We start from the raw sequence: 18,284 nt of genomic DNA, 5'->3' as shown, positions 1-18,284 counted from the left end.
GAGGAAGAATCGCCGTGTCGTTTTTGAAAAAACACCGCAAGAAACTGATTGCCGGACTGATCGTACTCATCGTCTTAGTCCTGATTGCCATCGTCGGAATTTCTGCTTATGTCGGTTCTTCCTTAACGGAGCCGCCTCGGGAATCGTTGACGACCAACCCGAAAAAGGCGGAAGGTCTCGTTTACGAAAATGTCTCGTTTCGCTCTTACAAAGACCGGACCCGTTTATCCGGCTGGTGGATTCCGAGTGAAGACGCCAAGCTGACAATCGTCTTTGCCCACGGGTACGGGAAGAACCGGGAACAAAATGATGTCCCGATCCTTCCGTTGTTCAAGAAATTCCACCAGGCCGGGTACAACGTCCTGACATTTGATTTCCGCGGTTCTGGTGAATCCGAAGGTAAACGGGTCACCGTCGGAGCGAAGGAACAGGATGATTTGCTGACGGCCGTTAATTATGCGAAGTCCCGCGCATCGGAACCGGTTGTCCTCTATGGCATCTCGATGGGAGCTGCAACGTCTCTCGTCACGGCACCAAAAGCCGAAGTCGCCGGTGTCATCGCCGACAGTCCGTTCAGTGACCTCAAGAACTATCTCGAGACGAATCTGCCGGTTTGGAGTGGATTGCCGAACTTCCCGTTCACGCCGGTCATCTTACAAGTCACCCCGCCTTTGACGGGATTGAATCCGGAACGGGTTCAACCGATCGAAGCCATTCGTCGGATCGATTACCCGATTTTGATGATTCACGGGAAAGACGATGACGCGATTCCGGTCACCGAGAGCATGCGGTTGCAAAAAGCAGCGCCGCGTTCCGAGTTATACGTGACGGAAAACGGCGGACACGTCCAGTCGTACAAACATGACCGGAAAGCCTATGAAGAAAAAGTCTTATCTTATCTCGAAGATATCCGTTAAACCGACAGGAGACCTTTGTTCCTAAGAACAAAAGTCTCCTGTTTTTATATACTTAGCGTTTTAACACGGCACTGCCGACAATCTTCAAGACTTCCGGGCGGCTGAGTTTTTCTTTCCCGCGTGCGAGTGCATCAAGCGTTCCGTGAGCAAGCGCAAGCGGAATCTTACAGAACTCATAAATAGTCGTCTGTTTCGGAATCGATGCGAGGTACGCATCGGCTTCCGCCAGATTCTCGCGGGCATACTCGAACATCGTCTCCGTCGTCCAACCGGGCGGGAAATATCCGACACCACGTTCTGCGTCTTCCTGTTGATTACGCAGGATGTTGACGGCCTGCAGTCCCCGTCCGAATCCGATTGCCTGTTGCTTGTCCGTCACGATACCAGCTTTCCAGTACCAGATGTCGGATAACATGACACCGACCAGTCCTGCGACGTAATACGTGTACTCGTCAAGGTCTGCCGCCGTTTTGACCGTCCAGTCCCGCTCTGCCCAAGTGGCCATGCCTTCTGCCATCTCGGCCGTTGATTCCAAGACTTTCGTCCGAATACCAACCGGACAATACGCAATCCATTCTGACAAGCGTAGCGTCACTTCCGGTAACTGATCCGCATAAGGGGCAATCATCGTCCGGTACGCATGCGCGTCGAATGTTCCCCGCATCATCAACGCCGTTTCCCGCAGTAATGTCGTCTTGACCCCGGTCGGCAATTCCTCGTGATCTTCGATTTCATCGATCGCCCGCATACATAAGTAAGCAGCTCCGACGGCTTCCTGTAATTCCTGTGACAGACGGCTGATCGGTATATAAAAGGTCCGGCTCGTCGCTTTTAATACACGATTCGCATCTTTCTTCAGCTGCTTCGTCTCATTCATCCATTACACTCCCTCTTTAGTCAAAAAGGTTTCTTTTCTCTACATTACTATACACGATTCAAAAGAAATGAGCATTTTTTTGTTGAACGAAAAAACAGGACCGACATTGAAGTCTGTCCTGTCCTAGTCATGTATCCGTCCGTTGCTTTAATAATTGACTCATCAGACCGGTACTTTGTGAGGCTTCCGCATTCTCATCCTGAATCGCCAAATAGATTTCTTTGCGGTGGATATCGATTTGCCGCGGGGCATTGATGCCCAGCTTGACTTGATCCCCTTCGATGGCGAGAATCGTCAGCTCGATGTCATCCCCGATTTGAATCGCTTCTCCCGTTTTTCGTTTTAAGACGAGCATCAGCGGCCACCTACTTCAGTCAGACTGCCGATCATCCGACGATTGGCGTACGTTTCATCGAGAATGATTTGTTTCGCTTGACGGCGTTGCGTCTCCATGACGAATGGTGCCCGTAGGTTCGTCGTCGACTCCTGGAACGGTTCGCGTAACGTGACCGTCGTATAGACAGCGACTTGTGCCGTTTCCTGAATACCAAGCTGCTCTTTCGCCGATTCCGGTAATTCAAACACGTAATCCGTATCAATCCAAAATGGATTCGTCACGACGAACGCACACTCCGGCTGGTCAATCGATTGGAAGGACCAGAAAGGAATGCCTTCCCCAAATGGTAAGAGGATAAAGCGTCGTGCTTCCGGAAAACCCGGTACTTCCGAAACGAACGTGATGATTTCACTTTCGTCGACTTGAACCGGACCAAAAAAATCAGTCATGATTTGCATATGATTATCCTTCCCCATCGAACATGCCGCCGACCGGCCACATGTCCAGTTGATTTTGTTCCCGTAGATAAATGTCGACCGTACCTTCCGTGACTTTCAATTCCGGACGATTAACCTGAACCTCGATTCGTGGTCGCTCTGCCGTGTAATTGAGTTGCACTTCTGCCGGTGTGTAATTGATTTTGACCCGGTCGAGACTGCGTGGCGAAAAGCCGAGTGTCGTTACTTCAGCAGGCGGTGTGTCCCGCGATTTGGCGACACGGGAAACTGCGTTGCCCCCCTGCTCAATCCGCATCAGTTGATCCCCTTCAGAAGCGGCACGTCCAACCGCTTGTTGTCCCACTTGTCGACCATACTCCGCATAACGCTGGACAGACTCAAAAGCCGGAATCCTTCCTGTTTCAATCATCGCCTGAGTCGAATCAATCTCGAGCCGGGCGGCAATTGTCTCGATCGACAGATTCCCTTTCGGCTGTTCGATCGATAACGTCGCCGGTGCCTGATGTTGCTCAAGTGTCGCACGGGTGGTATTGATTCCAATCTTCGCTGACGTTTGACGCATCTCAAGATGTGGCAGATTCACCGTCCGTCATTCCCTTCTTAACGTAAGAAATCAAGCAAGGTCGGCTGAATGATCCGCGCCCCCGCGCTGAGTGCCGCACGATGTAACGTTTCATACGACTTCAGTTCCATGATGACTTTTTCGGCTTCGATGTCTTCGTTATCCGACATGACCGATTTCGCGATAATTTCCTGATCTTCCAGACGAGATGCGTTCAGTTCGAGTCGGTTGACCCGCGCCCCGAGGTCAGCACGCGTTTCGACCGTTTGATTGAGCATACTATCAAGATCTTTTAACATACCTGATAATTCGGCTCCATTATTTGAACTATCGACGGCACCTGCGTCTGAAACCCCACCAAGGGCATCGTATAATTTTTTGAGCGTCGTGAACGTTTCCGGACTAAATACATTTGTCGGTGAAACGTTGACTTGTACTTCAATTCCGGAAGAGATTTCATAGCGTATGACTTCTTCTTCTTTTTGAGTTGGGTCACCGTCTGTAAATACGGTATTAACCGCCTTACCTGGTGTCGTTAAATATTCTTTCAGACCTTCCATCGAAATGAAGGGTTGATCCGTCTTTGTTCCATTAAAAATGGCTTTTTCATTATATTTCGTGTTCGCCAGTGTCCCGATATGTTCAATCAACTGACCCACTTCGCTCTGAATTGCTTTCCGTTGCGTGGCATCATACGTATCCGTCGCAGCTTGTGTCGTTAATTCACGGACCCGGCTCATGGCGGATGTCACTTCGTTGAGTGCCGAGTCCGTCAAGTCCATCCAACCTGTCGCTTCATTGACATTTTTTTTGAACTGTTCGACTTCACGCACTTCTGTCCGGTAACGAATCCCTTGCATTGCGACGACCGGATCTTCAGATGGTCGCTGAATCTTTTTTCCACTGATCAATTGTTCCTGCATCGCACTCAGTTTTTGATAACTGGCTGATAGATGTCCGATATTCGTTTTCGTCAGCATCGTTTGTGTTACGCGCATTTAGTCATCACCGTCCTACGATTCCCATACCATTGATGATTTTATCAAGCATCTCATCAACCGTAGTAATATTACGCGCTGCCGCGTTGTATGCATGTTGGTACTGAATCATCATCGTCATCTCTTCATCGATTGAAACAGCCGAAACCGACATACGGCGCTGTTCCGCACTTTCCATCAAAACGGCAGAACTCTGACCGAGCCGAGCGACCTGATCCGTTGCGACTGCCATATCTCCAATGACATTTTGATAAAACGAACCGATTGTCGTCGTCGTATCGGATCGTTCAAAACGAATACTTGCCGTCTTCATGTTGGCCAGTTTCAAGGCACCGGCACTATCACCGATGTTCCCGTCTGTCGACGTAGCAATGTTATCCAGGCTCTTTTTAATGTCTGCCCCAAGCGTAATCGACTTCGCTGTGATTGCTCCTCCGTTGGAAGAAACAAAAAATTCACTTGTACCCGCTGTTTTGTCTTTTTTTACATTCGTCGCATGCGCTTCGTTGAATGCTGTCGCAAACGTTGCTGCCATCTCATCCAGGTGTCCCTGCATATTGACATACTCACCCGTTGCTTGACCATCCTCAACGTGTCCATACATCTCAATCAGACCAATTAATCGACCTGATGAAAAACCGCCGGCTGCGTCAAATGAGATCGTTTGTGAATCTGTTTTGAATCCTGTATAGAGACCATTGTCATCTGTTGTAAAGGTCAACGTTCCTGCTTTAGGTAAATCCGAATCCACTGCAAGCAATTTGTCACCATTCGGTAATTTGATTCGAACATCGATCCGACCTTCTGCCGTTTTAACCGTATTCCCAAGTGTTCCTTGCTGAATCGCATCACCGTCGACTGATACCTTTTCAAAATCAACGTACTCTGCAAGTTCATCAAAGTAACGGTCTCGTTCATCATAAAGTGCATTTGGTAACACACCAAGCGGTTCGACCGTGTGAATTTCTGCATTGATATTATGAATCTTTTTGAATAGATCATTTACTTTTTTTGTTGAGACCTCAATTTCACTTTTCAGGTCACCTTGTACTTGATTAAGTGCCTTCGCCATATAATTAAACGTTTGTGTCAACGTCTCCGCTTTTTGACGGACGACACTCCGGGCACCTGAATCCTGGGGATTCGTTGATAAGGTCTGAAGGGATTCCCAAAACCCGTCAAATGCTTTTGACAAACCGGTGTCCGACGGTTCATTGATGACGTCTTCCATCCGTCCGAATGCTGCTTCTTTTGTACCATAGTAAGATGTCTTCGTCGCCTCGTCTCGATATTGTTTATCGAGCATGACATCACGGACACGTTCGAGGAGTTCACCTTTTACACCCGTACCAATCTGACCCATTTTCCCCGTTCCGATTGCCATCGACAGTTGTTCCGTCGTCGCCATGACAAGACGTTGCCGCGAAAAGCCGGCCGTTCCTGCGTTGGCGATATTGTTTCCGGTCGACTGAAGCGCCCACTGGTTCGTCGTCAGTGCACGGCGACCGGTTTCAAGCCCCATGAATGTTGATCCCATGTATTTGCCTCCTTATGCATTTCGATTGAAATGTGCGCGATCAAGCGCGGACTGACCATATGTAAAATCATCTGCTTCTGGTATCAGCAATTCAAGATGCCAGTTTAAGTAATGTAACGACTGGGTGAGTAGCTCAGCATTCAACTCGTTGAGTACTTTTAACTGACCAATCGTTTGGAGCAACCGACGCATGGAATTGACATCCTCCGGGTGGGTTTGAAGCCACTCCGTCATCGTCATCGTGCCCATCTGCGTCAGGCGTTGCTGTTCCAACTGTTCGATTCGTTTTAAATGAATCGGCTCTTCCTTGACGAGTTGCGAAAGACGTTGCATATCGTTTTGAATCAAGACCTGCTTTTTTTCTTCTGCCAATTCAAGTAGTGCGGCATGTTCCGCCGTCAGCTGATCGATGAGTTCCATCCGTCCTGTCCTCCTCTTCCGTCTGTGTTCGTTCATATAAAAAGCGACCCGCGCATCCGTGCCCCGAGTCGCCTCTATTGTTTAGGTTAATCTTCTTACAAGTTCAAGAAACGTTCCGCAATTTTCTTCGCATCCGGTTTGTAGGTTCCGTCCTGAATGGCTTGTCGAAGAGATTCGATTTTTTCGGTCCGTGAAGGCGTCGTTTCGTTAAAACGCAGACGCGCTTCGCTTGAAATCGTGACTTCATCCGGCCGACTGGTACGTGTTGGTTCTGTTCCTTCTACTTTTTGATTTTTTTCGTACGTTTTAGGCATGTTAACCCACTTCGTAGAATCAATTCGCATGTGAACACCTGCTTTCTAGACTACAAGATTCTTAATTCAAGTTCGATACGTTCGCGGTTTCGAAGGGGTAGAAGAATCAAGCATCGCTTGGGCGAGGTCACGTCGTAACTTTTCACGACATTCGGCACAAATCGTGCCATCACGGGAGGGCTTCCCGCAACTCTCACACATGATCTCCATCTGAGAAATCTCAGAGATCAACAATCGCCCTTCTTTGATGTAACGGAAGACCGCTTCTCTCTTTACTCCGATAGCCATCTCAACATCTTTAGGTGAGGTTCGGACTTTTCGCCGTTCTCGCAGGAACTCACGCACCTTCTCAAAATCAGTATGATCTTTTCTGATACAATCGACACACAGATCAGAAGATTGACGAACAAATAACTTCCCGCAAGTTTTGCAGTTTAATACATCCATTTCCTTCACCTCATATTGAATATCGGCAGGAATGAAGATTTTTTAAACACTTCGAAATAAAGTTACCGCAGAAATTTCTTTCGCACCGGCTTCATACAGCCGGGAAGCCGCTTGGTGCAAGGTGATTCCGGTCGTATAGACATCATCGACCAACAAAATCGTTTTTCCGGTCACCGGCTGAATGACGTGATACGGATTGTCCCGTTCAAGTCGATCATGCCGCGTCAGATGACTGAACGCGACTCCGTCCGTCCGTTCCAGCACAAGCCGGACCCGTCCCCGCATCATCCGCGCCATCAGTTCCGCCTGGTTAAAGCGGCGTTCGCGCAACCGAGCCGGACTAAGCGGAATCGGGACAATCCAGTCCTGTTTGACTTTTACCTTCTTAAGCTCTGTTTTAAACACGTCGAGCAAAGCCGTGTCCCCGAGAAACTTATACCGTTTCATGAACGCCTTTGCTTGCGTCTGATAAAGAAATAACGGGTGCGTGACCAGTTGTTGTCCCTTGTTACGCCAGTTCTGACAATCCGAACAGAGCAACGGTCCTGGTTTGCCGCAATCCTCACACTCTCCGCATTCCCCTCTTTTTACAAATTCTATTTTACAGGTCGGACACAGGGTTTGCCTAGTCCAGACATTTGATAACGTCCAACTGGGTAAATAGTCCTGTCCGCATAACTGACAGTTCATTGAAATCCCTCCCGGTTCGCTCGTTTGGTTTGGTCAATCGCTTGATACATCGCATCGGACCGGTCATTCGCAAACAATACGACGTCTCCTTGCGGAAAATCAGCACTTCGTCCGACACGTCCACTGATTTGAATCAAGGCGGCACTGCTGAAGGACTGATCGGCATCGAGAACCGCCACTTGAACATCCACTATCGTCACGCCCCGTTCGAGAATCGTCGTCGTCAACAGAATACCGGTCGTTTGGCGAAAACGCGCGACTTTTTTGACACGGTCCGGATCAGCCGCATGGACGGTTTCACAGTTCATCCCTTGCTGATGCAAAAAAGTCTGCCATGTCTCAAGCACGGCGACTTGCGGGACGAATAGTAAACGCGGTTTTGTCTCATGCATCCGGAGCCAGTTCACGACGTCGTGTTTCGTGTAAGGAATCTGCAGACGAGGTGTCGGTAACGGAAAACCGTGATAGCGGCGCATCAAGCGGATCGTCGGCAGTCGTAAATCGCGAAACGAGGGCGTCGCACTGAGTAAAATCAAGGAAGCACCGGGAGCTGCCGCCTGACGAACATAGCGGTGTAAGGTCCGATCGGTTCGATAAGGAAAAGCATCGACCTCATCAATGAAGACGACGTCAAAACAAGTACGGTAATGAATCAATTGGTGCGTCGTACTGATCGTGATGTCGCCAAGCCCCAATCGATCTGCGGATCCTCCGAACAGTGAAACGATGGTCGCCTGTTGAAAAGCCCGTCTCAAATGTTCCGCCAATTCCCGGACGACATCGGCACGCGGCGTCGCGATCAGGACACGGCGATTCGTAGAGAGCGCCCGTTCGATACCCGGAAACAACATCGGTGTTTTCCCGGCGCCGCACACGGCATGGACGAGCAGCTTCGCTTGTTGATCAATCGTCCGGATAATCGCATCGGCGATTCGTTGCTGATCACTCGTCAAATTCAGTTCCGTATGGCGATCGGGACGGACAGGATCGAGCGGGCGTGGGTCCGTGACAAGACGGTCACACGTCCGCAGTTTTCCAAAAATCAAACAATGTCTGCAATAATAACAGCATTTGCCGCACGTACACGGTCCCCGGGTCGGTAACTTTCCGCACCGCTCGCAACGCCACGTCACAGCCGGTCGGTATTCAAGGGGATAATCGACCGCCGTGTCGAGCCTGTAGTCCGGAATCAATCGTCCACGTAAATCCATAAGCCACTTCCTTTCGTTGACTGATTCACCTTTTCGGCAAGACGGACAAACTTCCTGCTCGCGTTCGTAAGCGCTAATTCGGGATATTGGAACGAAAAAAGCGTACCTGCTTTCGCAGATACGCCGTTGTTTCGTGTTTGTCCTGCGGACAGCACAGGCTTACGCTTCTTGATACCAGGTGATGCCGATCGCACCGGGTCCTAAGTGGGTCCCGATGACCGGACCAAACACACTCATCTCAATCCGGGCGTCCGGGAATCGTTCTTGCAAGACGGCAATTTCCGCTTCCGCTTTGGACGAGTCTTCTGCGTGAATGACGCCGATGACATAACCGGCACCCGTTCCGCGGATCGTTTCTTCCATCATTTCTTCAATCCGTTTGACCGCGCGTTTAAACGTCCGGATTTTTTCAAATGGTACAATCTTTCCGTCGACGAAATGAAGAACCGGTTTGATTTTCAGGAACGAACCGACGACCGCTTGCGTCATGCTGAGACGTCCGCCGCGTTGCAGATGTTCCAGGTCATCGACTACGAAATACGCGCGGATGACTTCTTTTAACGCTTCGAGACGGGCGACGATTTCAAGCGCTGTCGCGCCTGCGTCACGCATCCGAACCGCTTCCTTGACTAAAAAGGCTTGCGGCATACAGGAAATCCGTGAATCAATCGGATGGACCTGGACGTGTTCGACCATCATGTTGATCGTATGTAAGGCCTGGTATGTCCCGCTGATTCCACTTGATAACGTGATGCCGATGATGTCCGTCCCCTGCGGAAGTTGCTCAAACGAATCAACGAGATCGCCGATGTTCGGCTGTGAGGTCGTCGGTAAACTCCCCGTCTGAATACGTTGATAAAAATCAGGTACGGAAATATCGAGTCCTTCACGATACGCATCTCCGTCGAAGATGACACTAAGCGGTGCAACATGGACATTGTTTTCTTCACAATAGGTAGTTGGCAGATAGGCAGTACTATCCGTTAAAATCACAATCTGGCTCATTCGTGAATTTCCTCGCTTTTAAGAGTTCCGTCGTGACATAAGGTATTCTGACAGGTCACAATCGTTTTTTATCATATCACAGGTTGAAGTCTAAAAAAAAGAAAGACGGAGCCGAATCGGCTTCCGTCCTGATGTTAAACGACGACGACCCAGCCGCGGCGAATCGCTTCGACGACAGCGCCGGTTCGATCGGGCACATTCATCTTACGTAAAATGGAGGATACATGGTTTTTAACGGTCTTCTCACTGATGAACAACGTATCGCTGATCGCCCGGTTCGAGAAGCCGTCCGCGAGCAGCTGTAAGACTTCACATTCCCGGCGTGTCAACACATGTAACGGTGCTTCGGCGACACGTTTTTCAATCGGTTGCGAAGACATCGTCTGCTTCATCTTCATCAGACGACGGTACTCCTGTAACAAGTTCGGTGTGACTTTCGGGTGGACGTATCCGCCTTCCCGGTACACAGACCGGATGGCATTGACCAGTTCATCCGTCGCCATCTCTTTTAAGAGATAACCGACTGCCCCTGCACCAAGCGCGTGCATGACATATGTCTCGTCATCGTGAATCGACAAAATGATGACCCGGACTTCCGGATGGACTTCCATCAGACGTTTCGTCGCTTCGACGCCATTGACTTTCGGCATATTTATATCCATTAAGACGATATCTGGCTGATGCGCTTCAACGAGTGGAATCACGTCTGCTCCACTCTCGCCCTCCGCGACGACGACGAACTCTTCTTCGAAATCAAGAATCCGTTTGACGCCTTCCCGGAATAACTGATGATCGTCGATGATGACTACTTTTACTTGCTCGTTATTCACAGTGTTTCTCCTCTCACTCCGGATTCCTCAACCGGAATCCTTACCTTGATGACTGTCCCTTTACCTGGCTGTGTCTCAATCTCAAACTCACCATCTATCAATTCAATCCGTTCCCGCATCCCGATCAGTCCAAATGACTCATCACACGATTCGACGATCGAATCAAAATCAAATCCAATCCCGTTATCCTTGACATGGATCCGAACAGAATGTTGATACTGTTCTATGATAATACGAATGTCCCCTGCTTTGGAATGCTTAACTGCATTTTGGACCGCTTCCTGGACAATTCGGAAGACAGCGACTTCATAGGTGGATTCAATCCGTTCGCCGCCCCCGAGGTAATTAAAGTGGATCGGGATGTTGGAAATTTCCTGCATATGTCGTAAATAACGTTCGAGTGTCGGGACGAACCCGAGATCATCGAGTGTCATCGGACGTAAATCATAGATGATACGTCGAATGTCGGCTAATCCATCGCGGATCAATTTCCGCAGGCGGTGGATTTCTTCAAAGGCTGCTTCTGCGCCATTGTGCTGGTGGATCTTTTCTATTAAATCGGCCCGAATCAAAACGTGAGCAAGTGTCTGCGCAGGACCGTCATGCATGTCGCGGGATAAGCGGCGCCGTTCATTTTCTGCCGACTGAAATACTTTTAAGCCCATCTCCTGTTTTTGCATCGCTTTTTCGTACTTTTCGTTCATGACCTGCATATCGTCCGTCAAGAAGTTCAGCACGACCGAAACCCGGCTGATCAGCATGTCGGCGCGTTCAATCGTTTCATCCAGTTGAATCAAACGGCGTTCGAGTTCGTCCCGGCGCTTCCGGCAGTTCATCTCATCGCGCTGATTGATGAACGATTCGAGTTGGAGTGCGTTGGCTGTCTCATAAGCAGTCCGGATGTCTTGTTCTGAGTAGTTGTCGAAGTTCTTGCTCACGATGACGAGTCGCGCTTTCGAATCCTTAATATGTCGTTCTAGCCGTTCAGCTTCTTTAATATAGTCGTGAACGCGTGTCTTCAGTTCCCGTAACTCCTGCTGGATTTCAGCATACTGTTCCCGTGAACTTTCCGTAATCCGGACGATTTCTTCCCGGCTTTCTTCTACGACACCAATGATGTTCTGTACGATATCATTCAAGGACAGTCGCTCCCCCATCTCATTCGTCATACTACTCCCTCCGTTCCTTGCCAGTCCCCACGGTTGTCTCTCTCTCGAATCGTCGTTATGCTAGAAAGAACTAGTTAACGAGGAGGACATTTTTGATTATGACATTATTTAATTATTATACAGTAAAAGAAAACGGTTTCCATGAAATCATTATCCAAAAGTCACGATTTATTACATATTTGGCGCGTGCCACCTCGGAAGAAGAGGCACAGCGCTTCATTGCGGACCTCAAAAAAAAACATTCGGATGCCAATCATAATTGTTCCGCCTACGTCATCGGCGAGCGAAATGAGATTCAAAAAGCAAACGATGACGGCGAACCCAGCGGAACGGCAGGCGTCCCGATGCTTGAAGTCTTAAAGAAACGGAATCTCCGGAATACCGTCGTCGTCGTGACCCGTTACTTCGGCGGCATCAAACTCGGCGGCGGCGGATTGATCCGCGCGTACGGCTCCAGTGTCTCGGAAGGCTTGAACGCTGTCGGCATCGTCGAACGGATTGCCCACGATTTAGTGGAAATCACGGTCGACTACACCTGGCTCGGAAAGCTTGAAAATGAATTACGGGCAACCGAACATATCATCGATCAGATTCATTATCTCGATCATGTCAAAATCGATGTCTGGGTCGAGGAGACAGTTGTCCCCACCTTCCTCGAGTGGATGACGAATTTGACGAACGGCCAGGCTCTGCTCGAGAAAACCCATTCCCGCTATGTCGAACGTGACATTCAACCTTGACCTGCTATACTGATTGTAAAGAATTTAAAAGTTTTTTAATAATTCAGTAAAGTAAGGAGTAATGAACCGTGGATGATTCCAAACGATCCCGTTCTACCAAACCAAAACCAAAGCGGTCGTGGTTTAAAGTGTTCGTCACCGTTTTTCTGGTCGTATTCATCGCCGGAGGTGCTGCATTTGCCTATGTCGCCAATAAAACGTTTCAAACGGCCAAACAATCAGAAGTCGAACTGTCGCGTGGTGATAAATCAGATAAGCGGGCTGCTGCCGTCGACTTAACGAAAGATCATTTTTCCGTCCTCCTCGTCGGAACGGATGAACGCCCAGGTGATACGTCCTCCCGTGCCGATACGATGATTGTCGCAACGTTCAATAAAACGGATAAACAAGTCAATTTGCTGAGTATTCCTCGTGATTCCCTCGTCATGATCCCATCTGTCGGGTACGAAGATAAAATCAACCATTCCTATGCGTTCGGCGGCATTGATTCAACGATTGAGACCGTCGAAAAGTTGCTTGATATTCCGATTGATTATTACGGTTCCATCAATTTTAATGGTGTCGTCGCAATTGTCGATGCCGTCGGCGGCATTGAAGTCGATGTCAAATTACCGATCAATACGTTAAACTCTTCCGATAAAAAGGGCGGCGTCAAGCTCGAGCCCGGTCTTCAACGGTTAAACGGTGAGGAAGCTCTTGCCTACGCCCGGATGCGTTATGAGGATCCGGAAGGTGATATCGGACGGACAAAACGACAGCAACAGGTCGTCCAGGCCATCATCGATCAATCGACATCCTTTGGATCCATTACAAAGCTGAATAAATTGATGGATGCGACGGGTGATAATTTCACGACGAACATGTCACTGACGGAAGCCTTTCAATTACAACCGTTCGTCAAATCTTTGAACACCGTCAACCGGATTGATTTAAAAGGAACGGATACCAAAATCAACGGTGCCTACTATTATCAGCTCGATCCAAGTTCCCTCGCCGATGCGAAAACGATGTTGAAAGAACAGTTGAACTTGCCTGATACAGCGGATGAATCAACATCTACACCGGAGGTTATCGATGATTCGACGACTGGTGGCAACTGATTATCCCGAACTTTATCGGCTCCAACAACAGGCTTACCGGGTCGAGGCGGATTTAATCGGCGCGACTTCACTTCCACCGCTTCTTCAGACGGAAGCAGAATTGTTTCAGGAGCAGCCGATCGGCTACGTCATGCATTTTGACGAACGACTGGTTGGCGCTTTGACGATCGAACAGGAGACGATTACACGCTTAGTGGTCGCACCGGAACATTTTCGTCAAGGGATCGCTAAACAGTTGCTCCGACACACCTTGACGAAACACCGGCTCCACTTCGTCTCTACCGCCGCGGATAATCTACCTGCAATCGCTTTGTATCATCAATTCGGATTTCGACAGATCGACCAAGTCAGCCTTGACGCGATTGTCCTCGTAACGCTTCAACGTGGTTGAAGGTCCACTCACCGGGGTATTGTTTCAACAATTCATTCTAATCAAAAAAACGAACGCCTTCCTGTTTTAAACAGAAAAAGCGTTCGTTTTTTACATGCCATTTACAATCCATTTGTTTGGTCGTGCTTCAAATCCAACTCATGATCGTTCCAATAGCAGCACCGGTGAGGACGATACGAAGTGGTGACTGATGATAGAAGCGAAGCAAACAGAACAGTCCGAAAGCGACCAAAAAGTCGATTCCTGTTTTGACACTTGATGTGAAGATCGGATCATATAAGGCAGCAAGCAGAATGCCGACGACCGCTGCATTGATACCAATCAACATTCGTCCGACCTGTTTGTTGCTACGGACACGGTCCCAAAATGGTAGCACACCGAGGACGAGCAGGAAACCGGGCAGGAAAATCGCGAGAGTCGCAAGAATCCCGCCCATCAGTCCGTTCACGACTGTTCCAAGATACGTCGCGAAGGTAAAGAGTGGTCCCGGAACGGCTTGCGCTGCCGCATATCCAGCCAGAAAACTATCATTTGTCAAAAAGCCCGGCACCAGGGACTGTTGTAAAAACGGCAACACGACATGTCCGCCGCCGAACACCAGTGCACCGGCACTGTACATGATACTCGTCAGTTGAAGATTTCCCATCGCATTCGTAGCCAGGAACGGTGTCAAGATGAGCAGCACTACGAACAGCATCAAAGCACTGACACTGAGCCATTTCGGGACACGGATATCCAGCCCCCCTCCGCTTTTTGGTTCATCCTCCTTGAACAGCCATAATCCGAGTACGGCCGCGAGCAACAGGACACCGACTTGCGCGAGCGGGTGAGCGAGCAACAAGACACCGGCCAACGCCAGCAACATTAAAAATAACCGTTTCGGCCCGACCGCAAGTTTGGTTCCCATACCGAGAACGGCGTCAGCGACGATTGCGACCGCAACCAGTTTCAAACCATGGATGAAACCTGCTTCCGTCAAATCGAATTCGGTCGCGAGCACTGCGAACAGGATCAGCAAAACACTTGATGGTAACGTAAAGCCGATGAATGAGACGAACGCACCGACGATGCCTCCCCGCACTAGGCCAATCCCCATCCCGACCTGACTCGAAGCCGGTCCGGGCAAGAATTGACAAAGGGCGACGAGATCGGCATATGCCTTCTCATCCACCCATTTCCTTCGCTTAACGTATTCCTCGTAAAAGTACCCTAAATGGGCAACGGGTCCGCCAAATGATGTTAATCCGAGCTTCAAGGACACGATAAAAATTTCGATCCATCTGTTCATATCACCACCTCCACGGTAAATTATACGAAAAATTTGTAAATTTCCTGTGACCATTCAGGTGTTTCGTGATTTTTTCCCGCCATATGTGACAGTTCTCCAAAAAGTCTCTACAGGACCTTGACGATACCGCTTCAAGTACCAGCTTGAGAACAGGATTTGCACGACTAATATGACGATGACCAGCAAAGTACCTTGCCAGAGCGGAATCGACCCGTATCGTCCGGTCACGAACAGCACCAGTGTAAACACAAGCGTGTGCGTGAGGTAATTCGTCAAGGCCATCCGCCCCAACACTTGAAACCCGATTAGCGGATGCCCTGACCGGACAAGTAAGGCCACCCCCGCCGCATATGCGACAGCGAGTGTGCGGCCCGAGAGCCAGACAAAAAAGTAATTGATCAGTCCATCCGGGACACGTCCTTGATGAATCTGAACGATTGGATAAAGCAACGGTAACGAAAACAGCAGACTGACACCGAACACGAGACCGATTGTCCGGGTCGCCGGCGGACGGATCGTGAACCGTTCCATTAAGTAAGCCCCGATTAAAAACAGGGAAAGAATTTCCGGCCAAATCGCCAAAGAATTATTTAAGCCGTGCGGTAATTGAACGGTCGCATGATAGGTGACGAATTCCATGACGTTACGTGCCGCCACGATGGATTGCAGGGTCGTATCCGGATCCGGAATCGACCGGTCCCCGACAGACTGGGCATATTGATAAATTGAAAGATAACGGAAGAAGACATACAGTTGCAAGGCGAGACCGATCCATAATTTCGTCGCCGGTCGTGTGTGGACAAAGGCAAGCAACATCAAGCCGCAAAGGGCATACGTCTGTAAGATGTCCCCTCTCCAAAACAACAGATGAATGACGCCGAACAGAAACAAGGCCATCAAGCGGCGGACAAAAATCCACAGTGATTTTTTCTTCACCCGTAGCCGGTTGATGAATAAGATAAAGCCGGCTCCAAATAAAACGCTGAACAACGTGTAAAATTTCGTTTGGATGAACAGGTCAAAAAGTAGACGTAACACCTGATCGGCAGTTCCCATCTCACTCGTGAAGCGTTCCCCAAGGAAACTTGGCATATTGACAAAGAGGATTCCGCATAAAGCAAACCCCCGCAACACATCCAGATAGACAATTCGGTCTGCTCGTTCAATCGGATTCATCTTGACTCTCCCATCGCCAAATCAGCCGCTCAAATTCCTTTGAGCGGCTGATTGGTCATTTTGATGTCATACGTTCCAACAAATTCAGTAACGGTCGATAACGTTCCCCCAGTAATCCAAGCGATTCGACTAGAATATCTAGTACCAGCAATAACATTAACAAGGAAACTAATGCCCCAAGTGAAGTCGTTTGCGAAAAGAGGACCGCCGTCATCCCGAAGACAGCACACAATCCGTAGATGACGAGAACTGCTTGCCGCATCGTAAATCCAAGGTCGAGTAACCGGTGATGAAGATGGGCTTTATCAGGCGCAAACGGTGGTTTTCCTTGCAATACCCGTCGCACAATCGCAAACAAGGTATCGGAAATCGGAATACCGAGCAGGATGACCGGAACCGCGAGCGAAAACAATGTGACGTTCTTAAAGCCGAGCAACGACAAGACACCTAACATATACCCGAGGAATAACGCCCCGGTATCACCCATGAAAATCTTTGCCGGATAAAAGTTGTGGAATAAGAATCCGAACGTACTCATCAAGAGTAGAATCGCGACAATCGTCACGTAGACGTTCCCTTGAATGACGGCCAGACTGATCAGCGTCAGCAGGACGATACTCGACACCCCTGCCGCCAGTCCATCCAGCCCGTCAATCAGGTTGACGGCATTCGTGATACCGATGACCCACAGGAAAGTCAGCGGGACACTCCACCAGCCGAGAAACAGTTGTTGATCGAACGGCAGATTGATGAACTCAATCCGGATACCGCCATTTAAGACGACTACGGCCGCGACGATCTGTCCCATTAATTTCAAACGGGCATTTAATTGAAAACGGTCATCGAGTGCTCCCGTCAAAATCACGACAAAGCCTCCGACCAAGATATGTGTCGCATAGGGACTGGAAGGTTGCAAAATAAAGTAACCGATCATGAATGCGATGTAAATCGCAAGTCCGCCTAAACGCGGCATAATTCGTACGTGTACCTTTCGCGCGTCCGGACTGTCAACGGCACCGACTGCAATCGCAAAGCGTTTTACAACGGGTGTGATCAGTAAGGCCGCGATAAAACAGACAATGGACGCCGTCCATAACATAATAACATCACGCTCCTGCGCGAATTATATCATAAAAAAAAAGAGCCGACGAGCGGCTCACATGAAGATTGGGACTTCTGCAGATGGATCATATGTATAGATGCCGCGTCCGACTTTTTTAATCGCAGGATTCGCTTGTTCCACTTTGGCCATCAATTGATAAATGTTACTGATTTGGTGACGGTACCGGAGTTCCAGTTCCATTTGGATATCACGTGCCGACATCGATTCGCGTTCACGCATTAAGTCACTGATTTGGTGGACATACACTTCCAGCGGGTAACGCTGGTTCACACGGCGTTGTTTGAGGGGACGTTCTTGTGTCACGGCGATTTCTTTTGTTGACTCGCTTGTTCCCCGGCTTAATTCCGCGATTAAATACTCAGCGCGCCGTTGCAGACGACGGTATTCCTCTTCAATTTCCATCAGTTCTCGGTAGATATGTTCACTCGATCCCATTTGTTAACCCACTTTCCTAAATTAAACATAAATATTTCAGTTATGTTTCAATTGTATGTTTTTTGAAATAAAATACGCTACTTTTTGCCTCTTTAATATATAATTTTATTATATATTTAATTATTCTGTAATATTTTTCTCACATTGTCTATTACTTGACTACACTTCATATTAACAGAAAGGAGCAAGAACGGAATAGATAAATTATAAATTAAACTATTTCAAAAATGCTTAATTGACTATGTAAGGTTTTATACGT

The 18,284-nt window shown here is 48.8% G+C and carries 22 protein-coding genes; 4 read left to right on the top strand and 18 right to left on the bottom strand.

The genetic code is table 11. The annotated features are described in order from the left end of the window. Nucleotides 1–14: 14 nt before the first annotated feature. Nucleotides 15–917, top strand: coding sequence for an alpha/beta hydrolase (locus P402_RS0104045; protein WP_026827535.1), 903 nt, complete (start codon nucleotides 15–17; stop codon nucleotides 915–917). 52 nt (nucleotides 918–969) lie between these two features. Here the strand turns inward: P402_RS0104045 and P402_RS0104040 are convergent, their stop codons facing one another. The 14 genes from P402_RS0104040 to P402_RS0103970 all read right to left on the bottom strand — a co-directional run bounded on the left by P402_RS0104040 (nucleotide 970) and on the right by P402_RS0103970 (nucleotide 11,772). Beyond that, nucleotides 970–1,794 (bottom strand): squalene/phytoene synthase family protein, encoded by an 825-nt coding sequence (locus tag P402_RS0104040; protein ID WP_026827534.1) that lies wholly within the window; start codon nucleotides 1,792–1,794, stop codon nucleotides 970–972. Nucleotides 1,795–1,921: 127 nt separating this feature from the next. Beyond that, on the bottom strand, nucleotides 1,922–2,149 hold the full coding sequence (gene csrA, locus P402_RS0104035) for a carbon storage regulator CsrA (RefSeq protein WP_026827533.1): 228 nt from the start codon (nucleotides 2,147–2,149) through the stop codon (nucleotides 1,922–1,924). Then, complete coding sequence (fliW, locus tag P402_RS0104030) at nucleotides 2,149–2,589, bottom strand: flagellar assembly protein FliW (protein ID WP_026827532.1); 441 nt, start codon at nucleotides 2,587–2,589, stop codon at nucleotides 2,149–2,151. Before fliW ends, csrA begins: the two co-directional genes overlap by 1 nt. A gap of 4 nt (nucleotides 2,590–2,593) precedes the next feature. Beyond that, complete coding sequence (locus P402_RS0104025; protein WP_026827531.1) at nucleotides 2,594–3,172, bottom strand: DUF6470 family protein; 579 nt, start codon at nucleotides 3,170–3,172, stop codon at nucleotides 2,594–2,596. A 17-nt stretch (nucleotides 3,173–3,189) separates the two neighbouring features. Then, nucleotides 3,190–4,149, bottom strand: coding sequence for a flagellar hook-associated protein FlgL (flgL, locus tag P402_RS0104020; RefSeq protein WP_026827530.1), 960 nt, complete (start codon nucleotides 4,147–4,149; stop codon nucleotides 3,190–3,192). 7 nt (nucleotides 4,150–4,156) lie between these two features. Beyond that, complete coding sequence (flgK, locus tag P402_RS0104015; RefSeq protein ID WP_026827529.1) at nucleotides 4,157–5,686, bottom strand: flagellar hook-associated protein FlgK; 1,530 nt, start codon at nucleotides 5,684–5,686, stop codon at nucleotides 4,157–4,159. Between the two features lie 12 nt (nucleotides 5,687–5,698). Further along, entirely contained in the window at nucleotides 5,699–6,106 is a 408-nt protein-coding gene (locus P402_RS0104010; protein ID WP_026827528.1) for a flagellar protein FlgN, read from the bottom strand. Between the two features lie 95 nt (nucleotides 6,107–6,201). Beyond that, nucleotides 6,202–6,450, bottom strand: a complete 249-nt coding sequence (flgM, locus tag P402_RS0104005; protein WP_026827527.1) for a flagellar biosynthesis anti-sigma factor FlgM — start codon at nucleotides 6,448–6,450, stop codon at nucleotides 6,202–6,204. A 36-nt stretch (nucleotides 6,451–6,486) separates the two neighbouring features. Next, nucleotides 6,487–6,708 carry a hypothetical protein gene (locus tag P402_RS16900; RefSeq protein WP_152538817.1) on the bottom strand — a complete coding sequence of 74 codons (222 nt, stop codon included), beginning with the start codon at nucleotides 6,706–6,708 and terminating at the stop codon, nucleotides 6,487–6,489. 201 nt (nucleotides 6,709–6,909) lie between these two features. Then, nucleotides 6,910–7,557 carry a ComF family protein gene (locus P402_RS0103995; protein WP_026827526.1) on the bottom strand — a complete coding sequence of 216 codons (648 nt, stop codon included), beginning with the start codon at nucleotides 7,555–7,557 and terminating at the stop codon, nucleotides 6,910–6,912. Continuing rightward, complete coding sequence (locus tag P402_RS16200) at nucleotides 7,554–8,768, bottom strand: helicase-related protein (protein ID WP_051525115.1); 1,215 nt, start codon at nucleotides 8,766–8,768, stop codon at nucleotides 7,554–7,556. Before P402_RS16200 ends, P402_RS0103995 begins: the two co-directional genes overlap by 4 nt. Nucleotides 8,769–8,927: 159 nt before the next feature. Further along, the gene (locus tag P402_RS0103980; protein ID WP_026827525.1) at nucleotides 8,928–9,773 is read right to left on the bottom strand and encodes a DegV family protein; all 846 of its coding nucleotides are present in this window, start codon (nucleotides 9,771–9,773) and stop codon (nucleotides 8,928–8,930) included. A 134-nt stretch (nucleotides 9,774–9,907) separates the two neighbouring features. Further along, a complete protein-coding gene (locus P402_RS0103975; protein WP_012371334.1) occupies nucleotides 9,908–10,603 on the bottom strand; it encodes a response regulator in 696 nt (231 codons plus the stop codon). Further along, nucleotides 10,600–11,772 (bottom strand): sensor histidine kinase, encoded by a 1,173-nt coding sequence (locus tag P402_RS0103970; RefSeq protein ID WP_026827524.1) that lies wholly within the window; start codon nucleotides 11,770–11,772, stop codon nucleotides 10,600–10,602. The genes P402_RS0103975 and P402_RS0103970 overlap by 4 nt, the downstream gene beginning before the upstream one ends. A 98-nt stretch (nucleotides 11,773–11,870) precedes the next feature. On the opposite strand from P402_RS0103970, the gene P402_RS0103965 reads away from it, so the two are divergent. The 3 genes from P402_RS0103965 to P402_RS0103955 all read left to right on the top strand — a co-directional run bounded on the left by P402_RS0103965 (nucleotide 11,871) and on the right by P402_RS0103955 (nucleotide 14,003). Then, nucleotides 11,871–12,512 (top strand): YigZ family protein, encoded by a 642-nt coding sequence (locus P402_RS0103965; protein WP_026827523.1) that lies wholly within the window; start codon nucleotides 11,871–11,873, stop codon nucleotides 12,510–12,512. A 68-nt stretch (nucleotides 12,513–12,580) separates the two neighbouring features. Further along, nucleotides 12,581–13,612: an LCP family protein gene (locus P402_RS0103960; RefSeq protein WP_026827522.1), complete on the top strand. Its 1,032-nt coding sequence runs from the start codon at nucleotides 12,581–12,583 to the stop codon at nucleotides 13,610–13,612. Beyond that, a complete protein-coding gene (locus P402_RS0103955; RefSeq protein ID WP_026827521.1) occupies nucleotides 13,587–14,003 on the top strand; it encodes a GNAT family N-acetyltransferase in 417 nt (138 codons plus the stop codon). The genes P402_RS0103960 and P402_RS0103955 overlap by 26 nt, the downstream gene beginning before the upstream one ends. A 127-nt stretch (nucleotides 14,004–14,130) precedes the next feature. Here P402_RS0103955 and chrA read toward each other — a convergent pair whose 3' ends face one another. From chrA to P402_RS0103935, 4 genes are read right to left on the bottom strand one after another with little or no spacing between them, the layout of a single operon-like run. Then, on the bottom strand, nucleotides 14,131–15,291 hold the full coding sequence (gene chrA, locus P402_RS0103950) for a chromate efflux transporter (protein WP_026827520.1): 1,161 nt from the start codon (nucleotides 15,289–15,291) through the stop codon (nucleotides 14,131–14,133). A 54-nt stretch (nucleotides 15,292–15,345) separates the two neighbouring features. After that, nucleotides 15,346–16,467, bottom strand: a complete 1,122-nt coding sequence (locus tag P402_RS0103945) for a DUF418 domain-containing protein (RefSeq protein WP_026827519.1) — start codon at nucleotides 16,465–16,467, stop codon at nucleotides 15,346–15,348. Nucleotides 16,468–16,522: 55 nt separating this feature from the next. Further along, nucleotides 16,523–17,566 carry a glycosyltransferase family 4 protein gene (locus tag P402_RS0103940; protein WP_026827518.1) on the bottom strand — a complete coding sequence of 348 codons (1,044 nt, stop codon included), beginning with the start codon at nucleotides 17,564–17,566 and terminating at the stop codon, nucleotides 16,523–16,525. Between the two features lie 57 nt (nucleotides 17,567–17,623). Beyond that, nucleotides 17,624–17,992: a Rok-like winged helix domain-containing protein gene (locus P402_RS0103935; RefSeq protein WP_235188817.1), complete on the bottom strand. Its 369-nt coding sequence runs from the start codon at nucleotides 17,990–17,992 to the stop codon at nucleotides 17,624–17,626. Between the last annotated feature and the right edge of the window lie 292 nt (nucleotides 17,993–18,284).

The organism is Exiguobacterium sibiricum 7-3 (genome assembly GCF_000620865.1).
Taxonomy (GTDB): domain Bacteria; phylum Bacillota; class Bacilli; order Exiguobacteriales; family Exiguobacteriaceae; genus Exiguobacterium_A; species Exiguobacterium_A sibiricum_A.
This window is presented reverse-complemented; position numbering and strand designations above follow the sequence as displayed.